Source organism: Streptomyces sp. R41 (assembly GCF_041053055.1).
Lineage (GTDB): Bacteria > Actinomycetota > Actinomycetes > Streptomycetales > Streptomycetaceae > Streptomyces.
On sequence record NZ_CP163443.1, the window covers coordinates 3789491 to 3811159 of the forward strand.

The 21669-nt window shown below is 70.1% G+C and carries 20 protein-coding genes; 17 read left to right on the forward strand and 3 right to left on the reverse strand.

What is annotated here, in order from left to right:
- Positions 1-122: 122 nt before the first annotated feature.
- Entirely contained in the window at positions 123-845 is a 723-nt protein-coding gene (locus tag AB5J53_RS17525; protein ID WP_369246586.1) for an LPXTG cell wall anchor domain-containing protein, read from the forward strand.
- Positions 846-960: 115 nt separating this feature from the next.
- Positions 961-2313: an FAD-binding oxidoreductase gene (locus AB5J53_RS17530; protein WP_369246587.1), complete on the forward strand. Its 1353-nt coding sequence runs from the start codon at positions 961-963 to the stop codon at positions 2311-2313.
- 3 nt (positions 2314-2316) lie between these two features.
- Here the strand turns inward: AB5J53_RS17530 and AB5J53_RS17535 are convergent, their stop codons facing one another.
- Positions 2317-2892, reverse strand: a complete 576-nt coding sequence (locus AB5J53_RS17535) for a biotin transporter BioY (RefSeq protein ID WP_369246588.1) — start codon at positions 2890-2892, stop codon at positions 2317-2319.
- 463 nt (positions 2893-3355) lie between these two features.
- Here AB5J53_RS17535 and AB5J53_RS17540 point away from each other — a divergent pair, with 463 nt between their 5' ends.
- The 8 genes from AB5J53_RS17540 to AB5J53_RS17575 all read left to right on the forward strand — a co-directional run bounded on the left by AB5J53_RS17540 (position 3356) and on the right by AB5J53_RS17575 (position 11937).
- Positions 3356-4579, forward strand: a complete 1224-nt coding sequence (locus tag AB5J53_RS17540) for an ROK family protein (RefSeq protein ID WP_369246589.1) — start codon at positions 3356-3358, stop codon at positions 4577-4579.
- Positions 4580-4791: 212 nt separating this feature from the next.
- A complete protein-coding gene (locus AB5J53_RS17545; protein ID WP_369246590.1) occupies positions 4792-5859 on the forward strand; it encodes an ABC transporter substrate-binding protein in 1068 nt (355 codons plus the stop codon).
- A 5-nt stretch (positions 5860-5864) separates the two neighbouring features.
- Positions 5865-6707 (forward strand): ABC transporter permease, encoded by an 843-nt coding sequence (locus AB5J53_RS17550; protein ID WP_369246591.1) that lies wholly within the window; start codon positions 5865-5867, stop codon positions 6705-6707.
- On the forward strand, positions 6683-7417 hold the full coding sequence (locus AB5J53_RS17555) for an ABC transporter ATP-binding protein (protein WP_369246592.1): 735 nt from the start codon (positions 6683-6685) through the stop codon (positions 7415-7417). Before AB5J53_RS17550 ends, AB5J53_RS17555 begins: the two co-directional genes overlap by 25 nt.
- Positions 7414-8763: an LLM class flavin-dependent oxidoreductase gene (locus AB5J53_RS17560; protein WP_369246593.1), complete on the forward strand. Its 1350-nt coding sequence runs from the start codon at positions 7414-7416 to the stop codon at positions 8761-8763. Before AB5J53_RS17555 ends, AB5J53_RS17560 begins: the two co-directional genes overlap by 4 nt.
- A 15-nt stretch (positions 8764-8778) precedes the next feature.
- Positions 8779-9672 (forward strand): TauD/TfdA dioxygenase family protein, encoded by an 894-nt coding sequence (locus AB5J53_RS17565; protein WP_369246594.1) that lies wholly within the window; start codon positions 8779-8781, stop codon positions 9670-9672.
- A 121-nt stretch (positions 9673-9793) separates the two neighbouring features.
- Positions 9794-11188: an amino acid permease gene (locus AB5J53_RS17570; RefSeq protein WP_369246595.1), complete on the forward strand. Its 1395-nt coding sequence runs from the start codon at positions 9794-9796 to the stop codon at positions 11186-11188.
- 107 nt (positions 11189-11295) lie between these two features.
- Complete coding sequence (locus AB5J53_RS17575) at positions 11296-11937, forward strand: superoxide dismutase (RefSeq protein ID WP_369246596.1); 642 nt, start codon at positions 11296-11298, stop codon at positions 11935-11937.
- A gap of 103 nt (positions 11938-12040) precedes the next feature.
- Here AB5J53_RS17575 and AB5J53_RS17580 read toward each other — a convergent pair whose 3' ends face one another.
- Together AB5J53_RS17580 and AB5J53_RS17585 are read right to left on the reverse strand one after the other, a co-directional pair.
- A complete protein-coding gene (locus AB5J53_RS17580; protein WP_369246597.1) occupies positions 12041-12670 on the reverse strand; it encodes a histidine phosphatase family protein in 630 nt (209 codons plus the stop codon).
- Positions 12667-14130, reverse strand: a complete 1464-nt coding sequence (locus AB5J53_RS17585) for an FGGY-family carbohydrate kinase (protein WP_369246598.1) — start codon at positions 14128-14130, stop codon at positions 12667-12669. The genes AB5J53_RS17580 and AB5J53_RS17585 overlap by 4 nt, the downstream gene beginning before the upstream one ends.
- A 237-nt stretch (positions 14131-14367) precedes the next feature.
- On the opposite strand from AB5J53_RS17585, the gene AB5J53_RS17590 reads away from it, so the two are divergent.
- The 7 genes from AB5J53_RS17590 to AB5J53_RS17620 are packed head-to-tail and all read left to right on the forward strand — an operon-like array spanning position 14368 to position 21654.
- The gene (locus AB5J53_RS17590; protein WP_369246599.1) at positions 14368-15789 is read left to right on the forward strand and encodes a sugar ABC transporter substrate-binding protein; all 1422 of its coding nucleotides are present in this window, start codon (positions 14368-14370) and stop codon (positions 15787-15789) included.
- Positions 15790-15794: 5 nt separating this feature from the next.
- On the forward strand, positions 15795-16751 hold the full coding sequence (locus tag AB5J53_RS17595) for a carbohydrate ABC transporter permease (RefSeq protein ID WP_369246600.1): 957 nt from the start codon (positions 15795-15797) through the stop codon (positions 16749-16751).
- Positions 16748-17608 carry a carbohydrate ABC transporter permease gene (locus AB5J53_RS17600; protein ID WP_369246601.1) on the forward strand — a complete coding sequence of 287 codons (861 nt, stop codon included), beginning with the start codon at positions 16748-16750 and terminating at the stop codon, positions 17606-17608. The genes AB5J53_RS17595 and AB5J53_RS17600 overlap by 4 nt, the downstream gene beginning before the upstream one ends.
- Positions 17605-18699 (forward strand): ABC transporter ATP-binding protein, encoded by a 1095-nt coding sequence (locus AB5J53_RS17605; RefSeq protein ID WP_369246602.1) that lies wholly within the window; start codon positions 17605-17607, stop codon positions 18697-18699. The genes AB5J53_RS17600 and AB5J53_RS17605 overlap by 4 nt, the downstream gene beginning before the upstream one ends.
- Complete coding sequence (locus AB5J53_RS17610) at positions 18696-19505, forward strand: DeoR/GlpR family DNA-binding transcription regulator (protein WP_369246603.1); 810 nt, start codon at positions 18696-18698, stop codon at positions 19503-19505. Before AB5J53_RS17605 ends, AB5J53_RS17610 begins: the two co-directional genes overlap by 4 nt.
- A gap of 23 nt (positions 19506-19528) precedes the next feature.
- A complete protein-coding gene (locus tag AB5J53_RS17615; RefSeq protein WP_369246604.1) occupies positions 19529-20617 on the forward strand; it encodes an ABC transporter ATP-binding protein in 1089 nt (362 codons plus the stop codon).
- Positions 20614-21654, forward strand: a complete 1041-nt coding sequence (locus AB5J53_RS17620; protein ID WP_369246605.1) for a 2-hydroxyacid dehydrogenase — start codon at positions 20614-20616, stop codon at positions 21652-21654. Before AB5J53_RS17615 ends, AB5J53_RS17620 begins: the two co-directional genes overlap by 4 nt.
- The last annotated feature ends 15 nt before the right edge of the window (positions 21655-21669 follow it).

Consider the following 21669-nt stretch of genomic DNA (forward strand, 5'->3'; position numbering starts at 1 on the left):
ACAATCGCTCGTCACAACAGAAACACAATGGTCACACTTCAGGCCGTACCAGCATAGTGCGGAGAAATCTTGTGGTACCTCTTCAAGTACTGCGAATTCAGGCGCAGCCAAGGGGGACGAACATGAGTTCTCGTCACACGACGACCATCGCGGGATCGCTGCTCACGGCATCTTTCTCGGCCGTGATGATCCTTTCCTTCACCGCCGTCGCGGACGACCAGGGACCGGGGAGCAGCAAGGGGGGAAAGGTAATTGACGAGGCACCGGCGGGTGTAAAGCTGACCACGCTGCTGCCCGAGAAGATCTCGGTCGACAACAGTTCACAGAAGACGGCGATTACCGCCACGGTAAAGAACGAAGGAACCAAGGACAGCGGCGACATCAGGCTTTTGGTGGTCGGTTTCGACGGCCTTCAGGTCAAGGGCGTCAAGGGCTGCACCGCCATGGCCGACAAGGATCTGCCCAAGGGATCGAACAGTGGTTTCGTCTGCTCGGTCGGCAATCTCGCGGCCGGCAAGTCGAAGTCGTACGCGGTCGACGCGACGTTCGATCTGAGCAAGACCGGGAAGATCTGCCTCCCGGTGCAGACGGGCGACGGGAAGAAGACGTACTGGCAGCAGGGCCCGGTGCCGTTCGGTACGACGAACCCGTCGCCGAACGCCCCGGCCACCCCGCTGCTGCTCGGCACCGACAACAAGCCGGTGGCACCCGGCGGTGACCAGCTGCCGAAGACCGGCGCGGGGAGCGACGTACTGCCGCTCGGCGCGGCGGGCGCGACGCTGATCTCCGCGGGAGCGGCGGGCCTGTGGTGGGCCACGCGGCGACCGCGGCAGCAGCAGTCCTGAACAGCGACCGCCAAGGGCGGGCCGGGATGCCGAGCGTGGCATCCCGGCCCACCTTTTTTCATGACTCCGGAAAACCTGACGGCACTTGTCAAGTAATGCCGCCACGATGAGCCGTATGGACACCGTCGACAACACCGCATACCAGGACCGGAACTCCGCAGACCGTGACCGGCTCGTCCTTCGCCCCGGTGAGCCCGGGTACGACGAGGAACTCGCCGGTTTCCAGACCGGCTTCGCGCAACGGCCCGCCCTGATCTTCGCCGCCTCGTCGGCCGACGACGTGGCCGCCGCGGTGCGGTACGCCGCCTCCGCGGGCCTGCCGGTCGGCGTGCAGGCCACCGGGCACGGGCTGCCGGGTGCGGCGGAGGGCGGCGTCCTGATCACGACGAAACGCATGGACGAGGTGAGCGTCGATCCTCAGGCGCGCACCGTCCGGGTCCAGGCGGGCGTCCGCTGGGGCCAGGTCGTCGCGGCGGCCGAGCCGTACGGGCTCGCCCCGCTGAACGGATCGGCGCCGGGCGTGGGCGCCGTCTCGTACACGCTCAGCGGCGGACTCGGCATCCTGGCACGGGAGTTCGGGTACGCCGCCGATCATGTGCGCTCGCTCGACGTGGTCACCGCCGACGGCCGGCTCCGCCATGTGACGCCCGCCTCGGACGGCGACCTGTACTGGGCGCTCCTCGGCGGCGGCCACCACTTCGGCGTCGTCACCGAGTTGGAGATCGGCCTCGTACCGGTCGCGCGGCTGTACGGCGGCTCGCTCGCCTTCGACGGGCGCGCGGTCGATCCGGTGGCCGTACTGCGGGCGTACGAGCGCTGGACGCGGACCGTGCCGGACGGGCTGACCTCGTCGTTCGCGGCCGTGCCGTACCCGGACGTGCCGGGGATGCCGGCGCAGCTGCGCGGGCGGTACGTGATCTCCGTACGCGTGGCGTACACGGGCGCGGACGGTGAGCGGGTCGTCGCCCCGCTGCGGGAGATCGGGCCTGTCCTCGCGGACTCGCTGCGCGAGATGCCGTACGCCGAGAGCCACACCATCCACAGCGACCCGGACTTCCCGCACACGTACTACGGCGACAGCGCGGTGCTGAGTGAACTGGATGCGGCCGCTGCGGGCGAACTCCTCGCCCGCACCGGTCCGGACGCGACCGCGATGTGCGTCGTGCAGATCAACCATCTGGGCGGGGCACTGGCGCAGGACGCGCCGAACTCCGTACCCCACCGCGAAGGGCGTTTCCTCGTACGGCTGTTGGCGATGGCCGACCGGGAGCAGGCTCGCGAGGTGCTGGACCCGGCGTTCGAGGGGATCGCATCGTGGACGATCGGGCGTGCGCTCAACTTCGCGTTCGGGGCGGGCGATCGGACGGAGGGGCTGTACGACGCCGGAACGCGGAAGAGGCTCGCCGGGCTGAAGTCTCAGTACGACCCGGCGAACCTCTTCCGCAGGAACTACAACATCAGCGACTGAGCGTCACTTGTTGATCAGCTTCCAGGCGGTGGGCAGCGCGCCCATCGCCAGGGCGGCCTTGAGGGCGTCGCCGATCAGGAACGGGGTGAGGCCGGCCGCGATGGCCGCGCTCGCCGACATGCCGGTGGCCAGGGCCAGGTACGGGACGCCGATCGCGTAGATGATCGCCTCGCCGAGCAGCATGGCCCCGGCCATGCGCAGGACCGAGCGGTCCGCGCCGCGGCGGGCGAGGGCGCCCACGACGGTGGAGGCGAGGAGCATGCCGAGGATGTAGCCGAAGGACACGGTGACGCCGGAGGCACCGCCGGCGAACCACGGGACACCGGCCAGGCCGAGCAGGGCGTACAGGGCGAGGGAGAAGAGGCCCCGGCCGGCGCCGAGCGCCGTGCCGACGAGGAGCGCCGCGAAGGTCTGGCCCGTCACCGGCACGGGGGAGCCCGGTACCGGGAGGGAGATCTGGGCGGCCAGGCCGGTGAGGGCGGCGCCGCCGAGCACAAGGGCGACGTCACGGACGCGAGACGCGGGCAGGAGGTCGGCGAGGACCTCTCCGGGGCGGGCGGTGGCGACAGCGGTGCTCATGGGGACTCCGGCGGGTGCGGGCAGGTTGGGACACGGTGACGCTATCCCAGGGGTGCGTGGGCGATCACCGTCAGTGGTCGACAAAGGACCGAACGGGGGCTTGGTGGACTCCCGACAAGAGTGTGCGTTACACCGGGTACGGCGTGATGCCGGTCACTGAGGTGGAGTGGCTTGCCCTACGTGACTGCGACGCAGGCTGTCTGTAGGGACTCACCAAATGTGTCAGCCGTCTGTACGGATGCCGTCTCGCCCGTCGGTCGCCGTCTGGGCAGCGGTGGCCCGTTTTGCTAGCTTCGAGCACATGGTTGCCCAGGCCCGGAACTTCTCGTCGCGTCGCCATGTCGACCTGCGACGTGTGAGCGCGGCCGCCTGTCGCCGTCCTTAGCGAGGCGGGCGGAGCGGATCCCGTGCGCCTCACTTACGAGACGGCGCAGTGTCGGACCCGTTCCCGAGGATGATCGCCATGCCCAGTACCGCGGCACCCACTCTCACCTCCCCCGCCCCTACTTCTCCCCCCTCCCGCATACCGCGCGCCGCCGATCCCGACCGGCGCAGGACGAGCGCGAGCGTCGTCCTGCGGTCCGTGCTGGAGCACGGTCCGGTGGCCCGCAGCACCATCGCCCGGCTGACCGGTCTTTCGCCGGCGTCGGTGACCGACTACTGCGCCCGGTTCGCCGAACTCGGCCTGATCCGCGAGGCGGCCGCGCCCCGGCGGTCGAACGGGGTGGGGCGTCCGCACGTCCCCGTCGACCTGGACGACTCACGGTTCGTGGTCGGCGGCGTGCATGTGGCGGTGCCGTACACCACGGTCGCGCTGCTGGATCTGCGCGGCAAGGTGGTGGCCCGGCGCGAGCTGAAGCACGAGGGCACCGATCCCGGTGCGGTGCTGGCGCGGGCCGCCCACGGGCTGGGGACGCTGCTGGCCGGGGCCCCCGGCTGCAGACCCCTGGGCGTCGGCGTGGCCGTCGGCGGGTGGGTGGACCGGGAGTCCGGGACCGTCGTCGAGCATCCGCTGCTCGGCTGGCGGGACGTGGCGGTGCGGGAGGTGCTCGGCGAGCGCACCGGGCTGCCGGTCCATGTGGACGGGCACGCGCGGGCGCTGGTCAACGGGGAGCGGCTGTTCGGGCTGGTGCGGGGCAGCGGGAGCGTGCTGCACCTGTTCGTCGGCAACGTCGTCGACGCGGCCTTCGCCACCCACGACGAGGTGCACCACGGGCCGCGCTCGCAGGCGGGCGCCATCGCCCATCTGCCGGTGCCGGGCGGCACGGAGCCCTGCGACTGCGGGCGCATCGGCTGCCTCCAGGCGGAGTTGAGCGAGCGGACGCTGTGCCGGCGGGCACGGGAGGCGGGCGTCGTCGAGGGCGTGAACCCCATGCACGTGGTCGCGGCGGCGGCCGGCGGTGACCCGGAGGCCGTACGGCTGCTGGTGGAGCGGGCGCGCGCCATCGGACGGGCGGTGCGGCTGCTGCTCGACGTGCTCAATCCGGAGACGGTGGTCGTGACCGAGGTCGGGATCATTCACCGGGAGGACTGCCTCGGCGCGCTGCGCGAGGGGGTCGGTGACGAACGCGCGGCCTCCGTCGTGCCGACGAGTTTCCCGGATTCCGTACTCGCCGTGGCCGGCGGCTCGGTGGCACTCGACGTGCTCTACCGGGATCCGCTGGCCGCTTCACCTGAGGCTATTTAATTCAGAAACTCCGAATGTTGACAGGAGTTGCACTTGACCAGGAACATCCTGCTCATGAGCCCGTTCGTGAGCTGTCGCACCCTTTGTTGCTGACACGTTGCCGCGTGTGAAGCGCTCATTTCTTCCTGCGTGAATTCCCTTTTCCCTGGGCTTCCCCGCGCCCGGAATTCCGCATGCATTCCTGCCTTCTTCCGAACTCACGGAGTACTTCCATGCCTTCTTCTCCCGTGTCGGGTGTCGACCGACGGCTCTTCCTCACCTCCCTGCTCGGCGCCGCGGCCGGCGTCGCCGGTCTCAGCGGCTGCGCGGGCAGCAGCGCCGCCGCCGACACCAAGGGCGCCTCGTCCGCCCCGCTCGCCGACAAGGTCCCGGCCGGTACGAGCCTGAAGATCGCGTCCTACCAGAACACCCAGCAACTCCAGTTCAAGCTGGCCAAGTTGGACGACCTGCCCTTCAAGGTGTCGAGCTGGGTGAACATCGGCGCCGGACCCGACGTCATCAACGCCTTCCGCGCCAAGTCCCTGGACGTCGCCAACAACGCGGGCATTCCGCCGATCCAGGCGCACTATCAGGGCTTCGACGCGAAGATCGTCGCGATCAACATCACCCGCAAGCCCAACTACCTCTTCGCCACCAAGCCCGGCAGTGACATCCAGTCGGTCGCGGACTTCAAGGGCAAGAAACTCGCCTTCTCGCAGGGCCAGGCGCAAGGCGTCGTACTCCTGCGGGCGCTCGAGAAGGCCGGGCTGAAGTACGACGACGTCGAGCTCGTCCCACTGACCAGCAACCAGTTCCTGACGGCCCTGCAGTCGGGCCAGGTGGACATCGCGCCGCTCGCCAACAGCCAGTCGCCCGCCTATCTGCAGCAGTACAAGTCCAAGGGCGCGCACGTCATCACCACGGACGTCGTCGACCTCCTCAACCTGCTGTGGGCGCCGGTCTCGGTGCTGAACGACTCCGCGAAGGCGGCCGCAGTCGCCGCGTACATCCCGTACTGGGCCAAGGGCCAGGTCTGGACGTACGAGCACCCCGACACCTGGAACGAGGAGTTCTACGTCAAGACGCAGAACCTGACCCTCCCCCAGGCCCGGTCGATCAGCAAGCTCGCCAACAAGCCGCTGTTCCCGCCGAGTTGGGACGAGGCCATCAAGTGGGAGCAGGAGACCGCCGATCTGCTGGCGGAGGGCGGCTTCGTGAAGAAGTTCGACGTCTCCTCACTCTTCGACCACCGCTTCGAGGACATCGCCGCCAAGGCCGTGGCGGCGGAGTACCGGAGGTGAGCGCCGTGACCACCACGACCACTGCCCCTCCGGTGACGGCTCAGGAAGAGAGCCCTCGGGTACGACGGCGGCGCCGAGGCCTCTCCCCCGGCAAACGCCTGCCCGCCTCCCGGCTCATCGGCCCGGCCTTCATCGTCGCCCTGTGGGCCGTCGCCTCCGCCGCCGGACAGCTCGACCCCGGCGCGATCCCGGCCCCCTGGACCGTCCTGAAGACGGCCGGTCATCTGTGGACCGCGGGGACTCTGCCCACCGACATCCTGACCTCGCTGGAGCGCGCCGGGTACGGATTCGCCATCGGCCTCACGGCCGGGGTCACCCTCGCGCTGGCGTCCGGGCTCAGCCGGGTCGGCGAGGCGCTGATCGACGGGACGGTGCAGCTGAACCGGGCGATCCCGACCCTTGGTCTGATCCCGTTGTTCATCCTGTGGCTGGGCATCGGTGAGACGTTCAAGATCGCGATCATCGCCATCGTCGTCTACATCCCGATCTACCTCAACACGCACGCCGCGCTGTCCGGAATCGACAGCCGTTTCGTCGAACTCGCCGAGGTCCAGGGCCTGTCGAAGTGGGCCTTCATCCGCCAGATCGTCATTCCCGGAGCGCTGCCCGGCTTCTTCGTCGGGCTCCGGCTCGGGGTGACCGGCTCCTGGCTGGGCCTGGTGGTCCTGGAGCAGATCAACGCCACGAGCGGACTCGGCTACCTGATGTTCCAGGCCCAGAACTACGGCCAGTCCGACGTCATCCTCGTAGGCCTGCTCGTCTACGGCGTCTTCGGCCTCATCTCCGACAGCGCGGTCCGTCTCATCGAACGGAGGGTGCTGTCATGGCGCCGCACACTGAGCAGCTGACCCGGCCGGCCGTCCAACTCCGCGGACTGACGAGGTCGTTCGACGGCCGTACCGTCCTCGACGGCATCGACCTCGACCTGCCGGCCGGACAGTTCACGGCCCTGCTCGGGCACAGCGGCTCCGGCAAGAGCACGCTGCTGCGGGCCGTCGCGGGCCTCGACCACGAGGTCGCGGGGAGCGGTCAGCTCACCGCCCCGGAGCGGGTGTCCGTGGTCTTCCAGGACTCCCGGCTGCTGCCCTGGCGCCGGGTGCTGGACAACGTACTCCTCGGCCTCGACGGCAAGGAAGCGGCGCAGAGGGGCCGCGAGGCCCTCGTCGAGGTGGGTCTGAAAGGCCGCGAACGCGCCTGGCCCAACGAGCTGTCCGGCGGCGAGGCCCAGCGCGCCGCCCTCGCCCGCTCGCTCGTCCGCGAGCCCGAACTCCTGCTGGCCGACGAACCGTTCGGTGCCCTCGACGCGCTCACCCGGATCCGGATGCATGTCCTGCTGCGCGAGCTGTGGGAACGCCACCGGCCCTCCGTCCTGCTCGTCACGCACGACGTCGACGAGGCGATCGTGCTCGCCGACCGGGTGCTCGTGCTCGACCAGGGCCGCATCGGCCTCGACCTGACCATCGACCGCCCGCATCCGCGCTCGTACCGGGACCCGCTGCTCGGCGAGTACCGGGAGCGGCTGCTGACCGCCCTCGGCGTCACGGAGGACCACAAGTGACCCGCCCAGCCCGCAGTCTCCACCTCAACGCGTTCCTGATGAACACCGGCCACCACGAGGCGTCGTGGCGGCTGCCGGAGAGCGACCCGTACGCCCACGTCGAGCTCGCCCACTACGTCGAGCTGGCCCGCATCGCCGAGCGGGGGACCTTCGACTCCCTCTTCCTCGCCGACGGCCCACAGCTGTGGGGCAACCTCGCCCAGCGGCCGGCCGGCGCCCTGGAACCGCTCACCCTGCTCACCGCCCTGGCGACGGCCACCGAGCACATCGGTCTGATCGCCACGGCCTCCACCTCCTACAACTCCCCCTACAACCTGGCCCGCAAGTTCGCCTCCCTGGACATCATCAGCGGCGGCCGGGCGGGCTGGAACATCGTCACCACCGCCGGCGCCGAGGCCGCCCGCAACTTCGGCCTCGAACACGAACCCGCACACGCCGACCGGTACGCCCGCGCCGCCGAGTTCCTGGACGTGGCCCTGAAGCTCTGGGACAGCTGGGAGGACGACGCGATCGTCGGGGACAAGGCGGCCGGTGTCTGGGGCGACGACACCAAGATCCACCCGCCCCGGCACAAGGGGACGTACTTCAGCGTCGAGGGCGCCCTCAACGTGCCCCGCTCGCCGCAGGGTTACCCGCTGCTCGTGCAGGCGGGCTCCTCGGAGGACGGCAAGGCGTTCGCGGCCCGGTACGCGGAGGCGGTGTTCACCGCCCAGCAGACCCTCGCCGACGCGCAGGCCTTCTACGCCGAACTCAAGTCCCGTACGTCGGCGGCCGGTCGGGACCCCGACCACATCAAGGTGCTGCCCGGCATCGTCCCGGTGCTCGGCTCCACGGAGGCCGAGGCACGGGCGAACGAGCAGGTCCTCGAAGACCACATCGTGTACACGCACGGGGTGGACCGCCTCGAGAGACTGCTGCAACTCGAGCCCGGAACACTGGAGTTGGATGCCCGGCTCCCCGCCGACCTCCCTCCCGAGGACGCCATCGAGGGCGCCAAGAGCCGCTACACGCTCATCGTCGAACTCGCCCGGCGCGAACGCCTCACGGTCCGGCAGCTGATCGGCCGGCTCGGCGGCGGACGCGGACACCTCACCTTCGCCGGCACGCCCGAGCAGGTCGCCGACGCGATCGAGGAGTGGTTCACGCACGGCGCCGCCGACGGCTTCAACATCATGCCCGCCGTCCTGCCGTCCGGCCTCGAGCTCTTCGTCGACCACGTCGTCCCGATCCTCCGCGCCCGCGGCCTGCTCCGCGTGGAGTACGGCACGCGGCAGACCCTGCGGGAGCGCTACGGCCTCCCGCGCCCCGCCAACCAGCACGTCACCCCGGCACCCGCCCTCGTCTGAAAGGACCCGCCCGCCATGGCAGACATCCAGATCCACAAGGTCACCGGAAACATCGGCGCCCGGATATCCGGCGTCGACATCGCCAAGCCCCTCGACGACGAGACCGTCGCCGCCCTGCGCACCGCCCTCAACGAGCACAAGGCGCTGGTCTTCGACGACGTCGACCTGGACGACGAGGGCCAGCAGGCGTTCGCCCGGCACTTCGGCGACCTCACCACCGCCCACCCCACCGTGTCCGCCGTGGACGGCGCCCCGAACGTGCTGCCCGTCGACAGCGAGCGCGGCCGCGCCAACCACTGGCACACCGACGTCACCTTCGTCCTCAACCCGCCGCAGGCCAGCACCCTGCGCAGCATCACGATCCCGCCGTACGGCGGCGAGACGCTCATCGCCAACTCCGCGGCCGCCTACCGCGACCTGCCCGAACCCCTGCGCGCGCTCGCCGACACGCTGTGGGCCGAGCACACCAACGACTACGACTACGCGGTGCCGGACGAACAGATCGACGAGGAACAGGCCGCACAGCGCGCCCAGTTCACCTCCATCAAGTACCGCACCGCCCACCCGGTCGTCCGGGTCCACCCGCTGACCGGCGAGCGCGGGCTGTTCATCGGCGGCTTCGCACAGCGGATCGTCGGCCTGTCGGCGGGCGAGTCCCGCAAGATCCTCGATCTGCTCCAGGCGTATGTCACCCGGCCGGAGAACATCCTGCGCTGGCGCTGGTCCCCGAACCAGCTGGTCCTGTTCGACAACCGGATCACCCAGCACTACGCCATCGACAACTACGACGGCCTGCCGCGCCGTCTGCACCGCGTGACCGTCGCCGGTGACGTGCCGGTCGGCATCGAGGGCAAGGAGAGCTACTCGATCGCGGGCGACGCCTCGCACTACACGTCCGTCGCCGCGTAACGCGGACGTCACTCACCGTGCGGCGCGTGTCCGCATAGTGGGCAGCCTCTCCCTCTGAGCGGAGAGGCTGCCCAGACTGTGGGCGTTTTTGCCACTCGCACGTAAGGGACCACCCGCTCTCATGTCCCGCACCACCCTCGACGCCCCTCCCGGCACCCCCGACACGGACGTCTCCCTCTCGCACGGCCTCAAGCAGCGCCACCTGTCGATGATCGCCCTCGGCGGTGTGATCGGCGCGGGCCTGTTCGTCGGGTCCGGCGCGGGGATCGCCGCCGCCGGGCCTTCGATCGTCATCGCGTACGCCGTCTCCGGTCTGCTCGTCATGCTGGTGATGCGGATGCTCGGCGAGATGTCGGCCGCTTATCCGTCGTCCGGCTCCTTCTCCGCGCACGCGGAGCGGGCGATCGGGCCGTGGGCGGGCTTCACCGCGGGCTGGTCGTTCTGGGTGCTGCTGTGCACGGCCGTCGGCCTGGAGGGCATCGGCGCCGCGAAGATCGTCACCGGCTGGCTGCCGGGCACGCCCGAGTGGGCGTGGGTGGCGCTGTTCATGGTCGTCTTCTGCGCCACCAATCTCGCCGCCGTGAAGAACTTCGGCGAGTTCGAGTTCTGGTTCTCCGCGCTGAAGGTCGGCGCGATCAGCCTGTTCCTGGTCCTTGGCGTGCTGGCCATCGCGGGCGTCCTGCCGGGCACGGATTCCCCCGGCGCCTCGAACCTCACCGGTGCGGGCGGCTTCCTGCCGAACGGCAGCGAGGGGCTCGTCATCGGCCTGCTCGCCTCGGTGTTCGCGTACGGCGGCCTGGAGACGGTGACGATCGCGGCGGCCGAGTCGGAGAACCCGGTCAAGGGCGTCGCGAGCGCCGTACGCACCGCCATGTGGCGCATCGCGCTCTTCTACGTCGGCTCGATGGCGGTCATCGTCACCCTGGTCCCGTGGGACTCCAAGGAGGTCGTGGAGAAGGGCCCGTACGTCGCAGCCCTCGACCACCTGGGCATCCCGGGCGCCGCGCAGCTGATGAAGGTGGTCGTCCTCGTGGCCCTGCTCTCGGCGATGAACGCCAACATCTACGGGGCCTCGCGCATCGGGTACTCGCTGGTGGCGCGCGGCCAGGGCCCGAAGGCGCTCGGCCGGGTGTCGGGCGGGGTCCCGCGCATCGCGGTGCTGGCGTCCTCCGTCTTCGGCTTCGTGTGCGTCGTACTCAGCTACTGGCGCCCGAACGACGTCTTCCCCTGGCTGCTGAACATGATCGGCGCGGTGATCCTGGTCGTCTGGATCTTCATCGCGGTCTCGCAGCTGCGGCTGCGGCGCCAGGTGGAGCGGGAGGCCCCGGAGAAGCTGGTCGTGCGGATGTGGGCGTTCCCGGTGCTGACATGGGTCGCGCTGGCGGGCATGGCGGCGATCTTCGTCCTGATGGCCCGGGAGCCGGACACCCGCGTACAGCTCTACTCGACGGGCGGGATGACGCTGTTCCTGGCGGCCGTCGGCTACGCCTGGCAGAGGGCGCGGGCCCGTCACTGACGCCCCTCGACTTGCCGAAAGGCCCCCGCGTTGCGCACGCGGGGGCCTTTTTGTTGCTAGCGTGCAGTTGCAAGTAAGTTGCAATAAGAGGTCGGAGGGGACCCCGCATGCCCGTCTACACGCTCCCTGAGCTGCCGTACGACTACGCCGCGCTCGCGCCCGTGATCAGCCCCGAGATCATCGAGCTGCACCACGACAAGCACCACGCGGCCTACGTCAAGGGCGCCAACGACACGCTGGAGCAGCTCGCACAGGCGCGGGACAAGGAGTCGTGGGGCTCGGTCAACGGCCTGGAGAAGAACCTGGCCTTCCATCTCTCCGGCCACATCCTGCACTCGATCTACTGGCACAACATGACCGGTGACGGCGGCGGCGAGCCGCTGGCCGCGGACGGCGTCGGCGACCTCGCGGACGCGATCACGGAGTCCTTCGGCTCGTTCGGCGCCTTCAAGGCCCAGCTGACCAAGGCCTCCGCGACCACGCAGGGCTCCGGGTGGGGCGTCCTCGCGTACGAGCCGCTGAGCGGCCGCCTCGTCGTCGAGCAGATCTACGACCACCAGGGCAATGTGGGCCAGGGCTCCGTGCCGATCCTCGTCTTCGACGCCTGGGAGCACGCCTTCTACCTGCAGTACAAGAACCAGAAGGTCGACTTCATCGAGGCCATGTGGCAGGTCGTCGACTGGCAGGACGTGGCCCGGCGTTACGAAGCGGCCACGTCCCGCGCAGACGTATTGCTGCTGGCCCCCTGAGGCAGGTATGAAACGTCCTGCTCGTGATCGTCTTCTCACCCTTCACGTGGCAGGCGGAGAAAAGGAAAGCCCCCGCGAGGACCTGACTCGCGGGGGCTTTCCCTCATGGTGCGCACGGCACGTTGAGCGACAGCAGGGCGACGCTCCCGTCCGCCACCCGCAGTTCGCTGACCGCCGCGTTGCGCAGGTGCGGAAAGACGCGGCGGTACTCGCCCAGCGGGATGGACAGGACGGAGCAGAGCACCAGGCGGAGCAGGGTGTTGTGGGCGACGACCAGGACGCGTTCGCCGGGGTGCGCGGCCGCGATGCGGCGCAGGGCGCCCGCGCCGCGGGCCGCGGCGGTGCGGGGGTCCTCCGCCTCGGGGAAGGGGTACGACACCGGGTCGGCCCGGAAGGCCTTGGCGCGCGCCGGGTTCTCCGCCTCGAACTCGGCGAGGGTGCGGCCCTCCACGACCCCGAAGTCGCATTCGCGCAGGGCGGGTTCGCGGTGCGGGGTGAGTCCCAGGGCGCGGCAGGCCGGTTCGGCCGTGGCGATGGCGCGGGCGAGCGTGGACGTCCAGATCGCGTCGACCGGGTGTGCGGCGGCCCAGCGGCCGAGGGCCTCCGCCTGGGCGCGGCCCTCGTCGGTGAGGGGGACGTCGCTCACGCCGGCGTAGCGGTTCTCGGCATGCCAGACGGTCTGCCCGTGCCGGGCCAGCAGAAGGGTCGCACCGCGGGTGCTTGTCGTACTCATGAGCCCGCAGTATCCAGGTCCAGGCGCGCTCGCGCGTGCGCCGCGACGGAAGCGGGGAGCCAGCCGCGCCGCTCCAGCTCGTCGACGAACCGCGCGTACGGGTCCGCGAAGAGTGCCGTACGGGCGGGGCGGGGTTCGAGGACCGTGCGGAGCCGGACCATGGCTTCGGCGGCGTCCGCGAGGGTGCGGGCGGCGCCCGTGCCGTAGGCCGCCAACACCGCCATGCCCAGGGCGGGTTCGGTCTGTTCGGGTACCCGGGCGGGGCGGCCGAGGATGTCGGCGCGGAGCTGATTCCAGTACGGGCTGCGGGCCGCGCCGCCGGTGAAGGTGAGCGGTCCGTCCAGCGGGGCGCCGAGGTGGTGCAGGTAGTCCAGGCAGAGCCGCTCGGCGAGGCCGACGCCCTGGAGAAGCGCGGCCCACAGGTCGGCGTCGGAGGCGGGTTCGCCGAGGACGAAGGCGGTGGCGTCCGGTGCGAGGAAGGGAAAGCGTTCACCGGGTGAGGTGAGGGGGTAGGCGAGGACGGACGCGGGCTCGTGGGCCGGGGCGGCCTTGTCCATGGCGGCCGGTGAGGCATGGGGGAAGTACGCCGCCAGCGCGCCCGCGCCGACGCTGGACGCACCTCCGGGCAGCCAACTTCCGTCCGGGGCGAGGTGGTTGTAGACGACGCCGGTCGCGTCCCGTACGGGCTGCGCTGCCGCGCCCTTGAGCACGAGCGTCGTCCCGAGCACCGAGTTCCAGGAGCCCTCGCGCAGGGCGCCCGAGGCGATCTGGGCCGCGCAGCCGTCGGTCATACCGGCGATCACGGGGGTGCCGGCGGGGATGCCGGTGCGCTCGGCGGCGGCCGCGCAGACCTCGCCGAGGCGGGTTCCGGGGCGTACGACCTCGGGCAACAGGTCCTCGGGCAGGCCCAGTTCGGCGAGGGCCGCGTACGGCCAGGTGTCGCGCTCCAGGTCGTAGGCGGTCTTCAGGGCGTGGCTGGAGTCGGTGGGCGTCGGGTGGCCGGTCAGGCGGGCGGTGATGACATCGGCCTGGTGCGCCAGGCGAGCGCCGCCGCACTCCCGCACCAGCCACAGCGCCTTCGGCAGCCCCCAGCCGTTCTGCACAAAGAGCCCCGCCGCACGGGCCCGCCGCCCCTCCGCCGCGGCGCGTCCGTCGTCGTACATCAGGCCCGGTGTCAGCGGACGCCCCGCATCGTCCGTGAGCAGCACCGTGCCGGACGTGGCGCACACGGCGAGCCCACCGATCCGTACCCGGTCGAGCGACCCGAGCGCCGCCCGGGACGCCGCGCACACCGCGCCCCACCAGTCCCCCGCGCCCTGTTCATGGCGCGGACCCGCCCGCCGTCCGGTGAGCGGGGCCGCGCCGCTGCCGAGGACGCGTCCGGCGCCGGTGACGGCGAGGACACGAACCCCTTGTGTGCCCAGGTCGATCCCCAGCCACGCCGTTCCGTCTTCCGCCATCCGGACCTCCTGCTTTTTTGGCTCGCTCGCCTCCGGGGGCGCTCAAGCCGGTGTCGAGAGCCCGAGCGTGCCCACTCGCGGTATCCCGACCCAGACTGTGAACTTCTCACTCTGCCCTGAGATTTTCCCCTGCGCGAGGGATTGACGGTCAACCCCCGCCGTTACACCCTCTGTTAACGAGTCGACTCGACGTGTTAACCGGAACCGGACCGAACCGAACCGACGTGGAGGTCACGGATGGACATGCACGTGCACGACCGCCGGCGCTTCCTCGCGCTGGCCGCCGCGGCGGCCACGGCCCCGCTGCTGACCGCCTGCGGCGCCGGGTTCGGTGGGGACGACAAGAAGAACGACGGGTCGGCGGCCGCCGACGTCACCGGCTCCTTCGACTGGAAGCGGGAGAAGGGGAAGACGGTCAAGGCACTGCTGAACAAGCACCCTTACACGGACGCGCTGATCGCCGACCTCAAGTCGTTCACCGAGAAGACCGGCATCAAGGTCGAGTACGACGTCTTCCCCGAGGACAACTACTTCGACAAGCTCACCGTGGACCTGTCCAGCGGGCGTGCCTCGTACGACGTCTTCATGCTCGGCGCGTACATGGTGTGGCAGTACGGGCCGCCGGGCTGGCTGGAGGATCTCGGGCCCTGGATGCGCAACTCCTCGGCCACCGGCGACGAATGGGACCAGGCCGACTTCTTCCCGAACCTCCTGCAGGCCGACCAGTGGTCCCTGAAGGCGGGCGCGCCGCTCGGGCAGGGCGGACAGTACGCGCTGCCGTGGGGCTGGGAGACGAACGTCGTCGCCTACAACACGGAGGTCTTCAAGAAGCTCGGCCTCAAGCCGGCGGAGAGCTTCGACGAGTTACGGGAAGTGGCGTCCGTCATCAAGAAGAAGGCGCCGGACGCCGGATTCGACGGCATGTACGGCATCGCCGTGCGTGGCTCGCGCAGCTGGGCGACCATCCACCCCGGCTTCATGACGATGTACGCGCGCAATGGACTCAAGGACTTCACCGTCACCGACGGCAAGCTCAAGCCCGCCATGAACACCCCGGAGGCCAGCGCCTTCACCCAGGACTGGGCGGGCATGGTCAAACAGGGCGGCCCGCCGTCGTGGACGTCGTACACCTGGTACCAGTGCTCCAGCGACCTCGGCGCGAAGAAGGCCGGGATGCTCTTCGACGCGGACACGGCCGCGTATTTCCAGGCCGTGAAGGGGGCGAGCCCGGCGTCCGGGAAGATCGCCTTCCATCCGGGCCCGAAGGGGCCCGACGGGTCGCTCGCCACCAATATGTGGATCTGGTCGCTCGGCATGAACGCCAAGAGCAAGAAGAAGAGCGCCGCGTGGCTGTTCCTGCAGTGGGCCACCGGCAAGGAGCATCTGCGCAAGGGCGCGATCACGTACAACCACATCGACCCGGTGCGGAAGTCGATCAGCCAGGACGGCGCCTACAAGGACAAGATGAGGCACCTGGAGGGCTTCATCGACACCTTCGAGGCGGTCGTCGACCAGACGAAGATCCAGTTCACCCCGCAGGCGCAGTTCTTCGACGCGACGACGAGCTGGGCGTCGGCGCTCCAGGAGATCTACGGCGGGAAGAACGCCGAGTCCGTGCTCAACGGCCTCGCAAGTGACCTTGCGACCAAGGTGAGTTGAGCCCGATGACCTCGTTGACGGAGACCGACCACGGGGCGGCCTCTCGCGAGGAGGGGGCACGGCAGGTACGGGCCGTTCCGCGCTGGCGACGCGGTCTGCGCCCGTACCTGCTGATCGTGCCCGCCCTGCTGCTCACCGGCGGGATCCTGTACCCCTTCGGACTCGGCCTCTACTACACGCTGTTCGACTTCTCGGCGAGCAAGCCGCAGCCGGACATGGTGGGCTTCGAGAACTACCGGACGGTCTTCACACAGGAGGCCTTCTGGAACTCCGCCTGGGTGACGGTGCTGTACGCGGTCGGGGCCGCCGCCGTCGAGACCGTGCTCGGGGTCGCCGTCGCCCTGCTGCTGCACCGGTCGTCCCTCATCGGCCGGGTGCTGGAGAAGATCCTCATCCTGCCGCTGATGATCGCGCCGGTGATCGCCGCGATCATCTGGAAGCTGATGCTCCAGCCCTCCGTGGGCGTGATCAATCACTTGCTGAAGCCCTTCGGCCTGGGCGGAGTCCAGTGGACGGACACCCCCACCGGCGCGCTCCTGTCGTCGATCGCGGTGGACGTGTGGGTGTACACACCGTTCGTGGCGATCCTGGCGCTGGCCGGGCTGCGCTCGCTGCCGACCTCCCCGTTCGAGGCGGCCGCGGTGGACGGCGCGGGCTGGTGGTACACCTTCCGGCGGCTCACGCTGCCGATGCTGTGGCCGTACGTCCTGGTCGCGGTGATCTTCCGGTTCATGGACTCGCTGAAGGTCTTCGACATCATCTACGCGCTCACCGAGGGCGGACCCGGCGACTCCACGGTGGTGCTGCAGATCCGCGCCTATCTGGAGGCGATCCGCTTCCAGCGCTACTCCTTCGGGATCAGCTACACGATCGTGCTGTGGGCCGTGGTCTATCTGGCCGCGATGGTGCTGGTGCGCTATCTGGGCAGGCTTCAGAACCGGGCCGCGGAGGTGTCCAAGTGACCCGCAAGGACAGGCGGTCGGAACGGAAGCCGGGCGGGAAGCCGTGGCTCGGATGGCTGGCGGACGCCGCGCTCGTCCTCTACTTCGTCTTCGCGCTCTTCCCGATCGCCTGGATGGTGATCCTCTCCCTGAAGCCCGCGAACCAGCTCTTCAGCACCTACTTCTCCTTCACCCCGACCCTCGACTCCTACCGGACGGTGCTCGGCGACAGCGAGGGCATCCCGTTCGTCCGTTTCTTCGTCAACAGCCTGGTCGTGTCGCTGGGCGCGGTGGCGCTCTCGCTCGTGGTCGGCCTGCCGGCGGCGTACGCGTCGGCGCGCTGGCGGTTCAAGGGCTCCGAGAACCTGATGTTCACGCTGCTGTCGTTCCGCTTCGCGCCCGAACTCACCGTGATCATCCCGCTGTTCGTGCTCTACCAGAAGCTCGGCCTCTTCGACACATACGTCGGCATGGTGTGGGTGCTGCAACTCGTCACGCTGCCGCTGATCGTGTGGATCATGCGGTCGTACTTCGCCGATCTGACACCGGAGCTGGAGCAGGCCGCGCTCCTCGACGGCTACACCCGCAAGCAGGCCTTCTTCAAGGTCGCGCTGCCGCTGGTCAAGCCCGGCATCGCGGCCGTGTCGCTGCTCGCCTTCATCTTCGCCTGGAACAACTTCGTCTTCCCCCTCATCCTCACCTCCTCGCAGGCCCAGACCGTGACGGTGGGCGCGCTGTCCTTCCTCGGCGGCGACCGGCCCAAGTACAACCTCACGGCCGCCGCCGCGCTCGTCTCCGTCGTACCGCCGCTGCTGCTCGCGCTGACGATCCAGCGGTATCTGGTGCGGGGGCTGTCGTTCGGGGCGGTGAAGTCATGAGCATCACTCTGCGAGGCGTGCGGAAGACGTACGGCCGGACCACCGCGCTCGACGGGCTGGAACTGGAAGTCCAGGAGGGCGAGTTCTTCTGCCTGCTCGGCCCCTCCGGCGCCGGCAAGACGACCACCCTCAAGACCGTCGCCGGACTCGAACAGCCCGACTCCGGCACGGTCGAGCTCGACGGCACCGACATGACCGGAGTCGAGCCGTACGACCGGGGCGTGGCCATGTGCTTCGAGAGCTACGCCCTCTACCCGCACCGCTCGGCGTACGACAACCTCGCCTCACCGCTGCGCTCGCCCCGGTACAAGCTGCCCGCCGCCGAGGCCCGCGACCGCATCGGGGCGATCGCCGAACTCCTCGGCATCAGCGGCCTGCTGGACCGCCCGGTGGGCCAGTTGTCGAACGGTCAGCGGCAGCGGATCGCGCTCGGCCGGGTGCTGGTCCGCCCCGCCCGCGCCTTCCTCCTCGACGAACCGCTCTCCCACCTGGACGCCAAACTGCGCCAGTCGATGCGCGCCGAGCTCAAGGCGATCGGCGCCGTGCAGCACACCACCACGCTGTACGTCACCCACGACTCCGTCGAGGCACTGGCCCTCGGCGACCGGGTCGGCGTCATCCGGGACGGCCGGATCGTACAGACGGGGACGCGGGAGGAGATGTGGTACCGGCCATGCGACACGGAGGTGGCGCGGGCGTTCGGGCGGCCGCGGATCAATCTGCTGCCGGGGACGATCACCGAGGACGGCGGCTTCCGGTCGGCGGACGGAGCGGTGGAGCTGCCGGTCAGCGCGCGGGGCGCACCCGGCACCGAGGTGCTGATCGGCGTACGTCCCCGGGATCTCGCGCTCCAGGGTGACGGCCACGAACTCACCGGCACCGTCTACGTCACCGAGGTGCTCGGCCGGGCCGTCGAGGTCACCGTACGGCTGGGCGGGCAGCACGTCTCGCTCGTCGCGCCGCGCGCCGACGCGACACACCTGCGCCCCGACGATCCGGTACGGCTGACCGTACGGCCTGAGAACCTGCTGCTGTTCGAGGCCGACCGGCCGGAGCGTCCAGGACGAAGGATCGAGACGAGCACGCGATGAGCAGCAGCGGCAACACCAGTGGTGCACAGCAGGGGCCCGCGGTCCGGCAGGCCGCCATGGCCGAGCAGGTGCTGGCCGACGGGTCGGCGACCGCGGCCGAGCTGGCCGAACGCTTCGGCGTGAGCCTGATGACCATACACAGGGACCTCGACGAGCTCGAACGGCAGGGAATCGTACGGAAGTTCAGGGGTGGTGTGACCGCGCAGCCGTCCGGGGTCTTCGAGTCGAACGTCCAGTACCGGCTGAAGACGATGCGCCCGCAGAAGGCGGCCGTCGCCGAGCGCGCGCTGAAGATCGTCGAACCCGGCATGGCGGTCCTGCTCGACGACTCGACGTCCGCGCTGGAAATAGCCCGAAGGCTGGGCGAGATCACCCCGCTCACGGTCGTCACCAACTTCCTGGAGGCGATCAACCTCCTCTCCGACCGGCGCGGCATCCATCTGATGGCCCTGGGCGGCGACTACGACCCGCTGCACTCCTCGTTCCTCGGGGTGTCCTGCGTGGAGGCGGTGCAGTCACTGCGCGTCGACGTCTGCTTCGCGTCGACGTCGGCGGTCTTCGGCGGGTACGCGTACCACCAGGAACAGCACATCGTGTCCGTGAAGCGCGCCATGCTCGACTCGGCCGCCCGCAACATCCTGCTGCTCGACCACACCAAGCTCGGCCGGGTCGCGCTGCACCGCGTCGTCCCGCTGTCCCGCTTCGACCTGGTCCTCGTCGACGACGGGGCATCGGCCGACGCGCTGCGCGATCTCGACGAACACAAGGTTCCCTACGAAGTGTGCGCCACCGGCACCGGTGGCTGAGTGACCGGCAGAAAGGGCTGCGGATGGCCGAATTGGCGCTGCGCGGGCTGCGCAAGACGTACAGGTCCCGGGGCCGCCCGGCCGTGGACGCAGTGCGCGGCATCGATCTGGAGCTGCGCTCGGGCGAACTCCTCGGACTGCTCGGCCCGTCCGGGTGCGGCAAGTCCACGACCCTGCGCATGATCGCGGGTCTGGAGACGGTGACCGGCGGCGACATCCTGGTGGGCGGCGCCTCGGTCGTGGGGCGGCCCGCGCAAGCCCGCAACATCGGGGTCGCCTTCGAGAACTACGCGCTGTATCCACCACTGAGCGTCGCCGAGAACCTGGCGTTCGGGCTGAAGGCCCGCAGGCGGGGAGCGCGGGGATCACGGGGGGAGGTCGCCCGCAAGGTCGCCGAGATCGCGGAACGGGTGGCGCTCACCGATCTGCTGCAGGCCCGGCCCGCCGGTCTGTCCAGCGGCCAGAAGCAGCGTGTGGCCCTCGCCCGCGCGCTGATCCGCGAGCCCGACGTCCTGCTCCTCGACGAACCGCTGTCCCACCTCGACGCGGCCCAGCGGGACACCACCCGCCGCGAACTCAAGCGCATCCAACGGGACTTGGGGCACACCACCATCCTGGTCACGCACGATCAGGAGGAGGCCCTCTCCCTCGCCGACCGGATCGCCGTGATGAAGGACGGCGTCATCCAGCAGCTCGGCACGCCGTACGAGATCTACGACAGCCCCGCCAATGTCTTCGTCGCCGACTTCGTCGGGGAGCCGGCGATCAATCTGCTGCCGGGGATCTCGACGGGGGACGGCCACGCCCGGCTCTCGCGGACGGTGAGCTTCGCGCTGCCGGTGAAGGTGGCGGAGGGCCGCGAGGTGGTGATCGGTATCCGGCCGGAGGATCTGGAACTGTCCGGCGAGGGCGGGGTCCCGGCCCGGGTGAGCGCCCACGAGCCGCTCCTGGAGTCGGGCATCGCCACCCTCGCCCTCGAAGGAGTCGTACGACCGCTCGTCGTCCTCACCGCCCCAGAGGTGCGGCTCGCCCGGGACGAGCGGGTCCGGGTGACCGCCGATCCCGGTCTCACCCATGTCTTCGACACCGAGACGGGAGACTCCCTGCGATGACCGGTTCCGTGACTGTGGTGGCCGCCGGCGACCACTTCGTACTGCCGCGGCTGATCGCGGAGGCGGTCCACGCCGAGCTCGGCGAACACCCCTTCTCCGTACGGGAATTGATGCTCGGCTGGCCCCTTGAACCCTTCGGCCCGGTCTCCGAGGTCGAGGAGGCCGGCGACGCCGAGGACGAGCTGATCGAGGCGCTCGCCGACGCGGACGTCCTGGTCACCCAGATGGGCCCGGTGACGGAGCGGGTGCTGGCCGCCTCCCCGCGGCTGCGGCTGGTGGTCGTCTGCCGGGGCGGCCCGGTGAACGTGAACCGGGAAGCGGCCCGCGCACACGGCGTACGGGTGTGTTTCGCGCCGGGCCGCAACGCCGCCGCCACCGCCGAGTTCACCGTCGGCCTGCTCCTCGCGGCGCTGCGGCGCATCCCGCAGGCCCACGATCTCCTCGCACGGCAGGGCAGTTGGGGCGGCGGGGCGACGTACTACACATACGAGCACAGCGGCCTGGAGCTGGAAGACCTGCCCGTCGGACTGATCGGCTACGGGGCCGTCGGCAGCCGGGTCGCGCGGGTGCTCGGCGCGTTCGGGGCCCGGGTGCTGGTGTACGACCCCTATGTGCGCGGCGAGGTGCACGGGCTACGGGTCGGCTCACTGGACGAACTCCTCGGCCGGTCCCGGGTGATCAGCCTGCACGCACGGCTCACCCCCGAGACCCGCGGCCTGGTCGGCACGCGCGAGCTGGCGCTGCTGCCGCCCGGTGCCGTCCTGGTGAACGTGGCGCGCGGTCCGCTGGTCGACGAGGGCGCGCTGTGCGACGCGCTGAAGAGCGGGCAGCTGTCGGCGGCCGCGCTCGACACCTACGAGCGCGAGCCGGTGCCGCCGGACTCCCCCCTCTTCGACCTCGTCGGGACCGAACGGCTCGTGATGACACCGCACTTGGGCGGTGCCAGCCGGGCGGTGGCCGAAAAGGCCGCACGGATCGCGGCGGCGGAGGTGGGCCGCTGGACACGCGGGGAACCGCTGGCACACTGCCTCGACTGAGGCCCACCGGTTTGA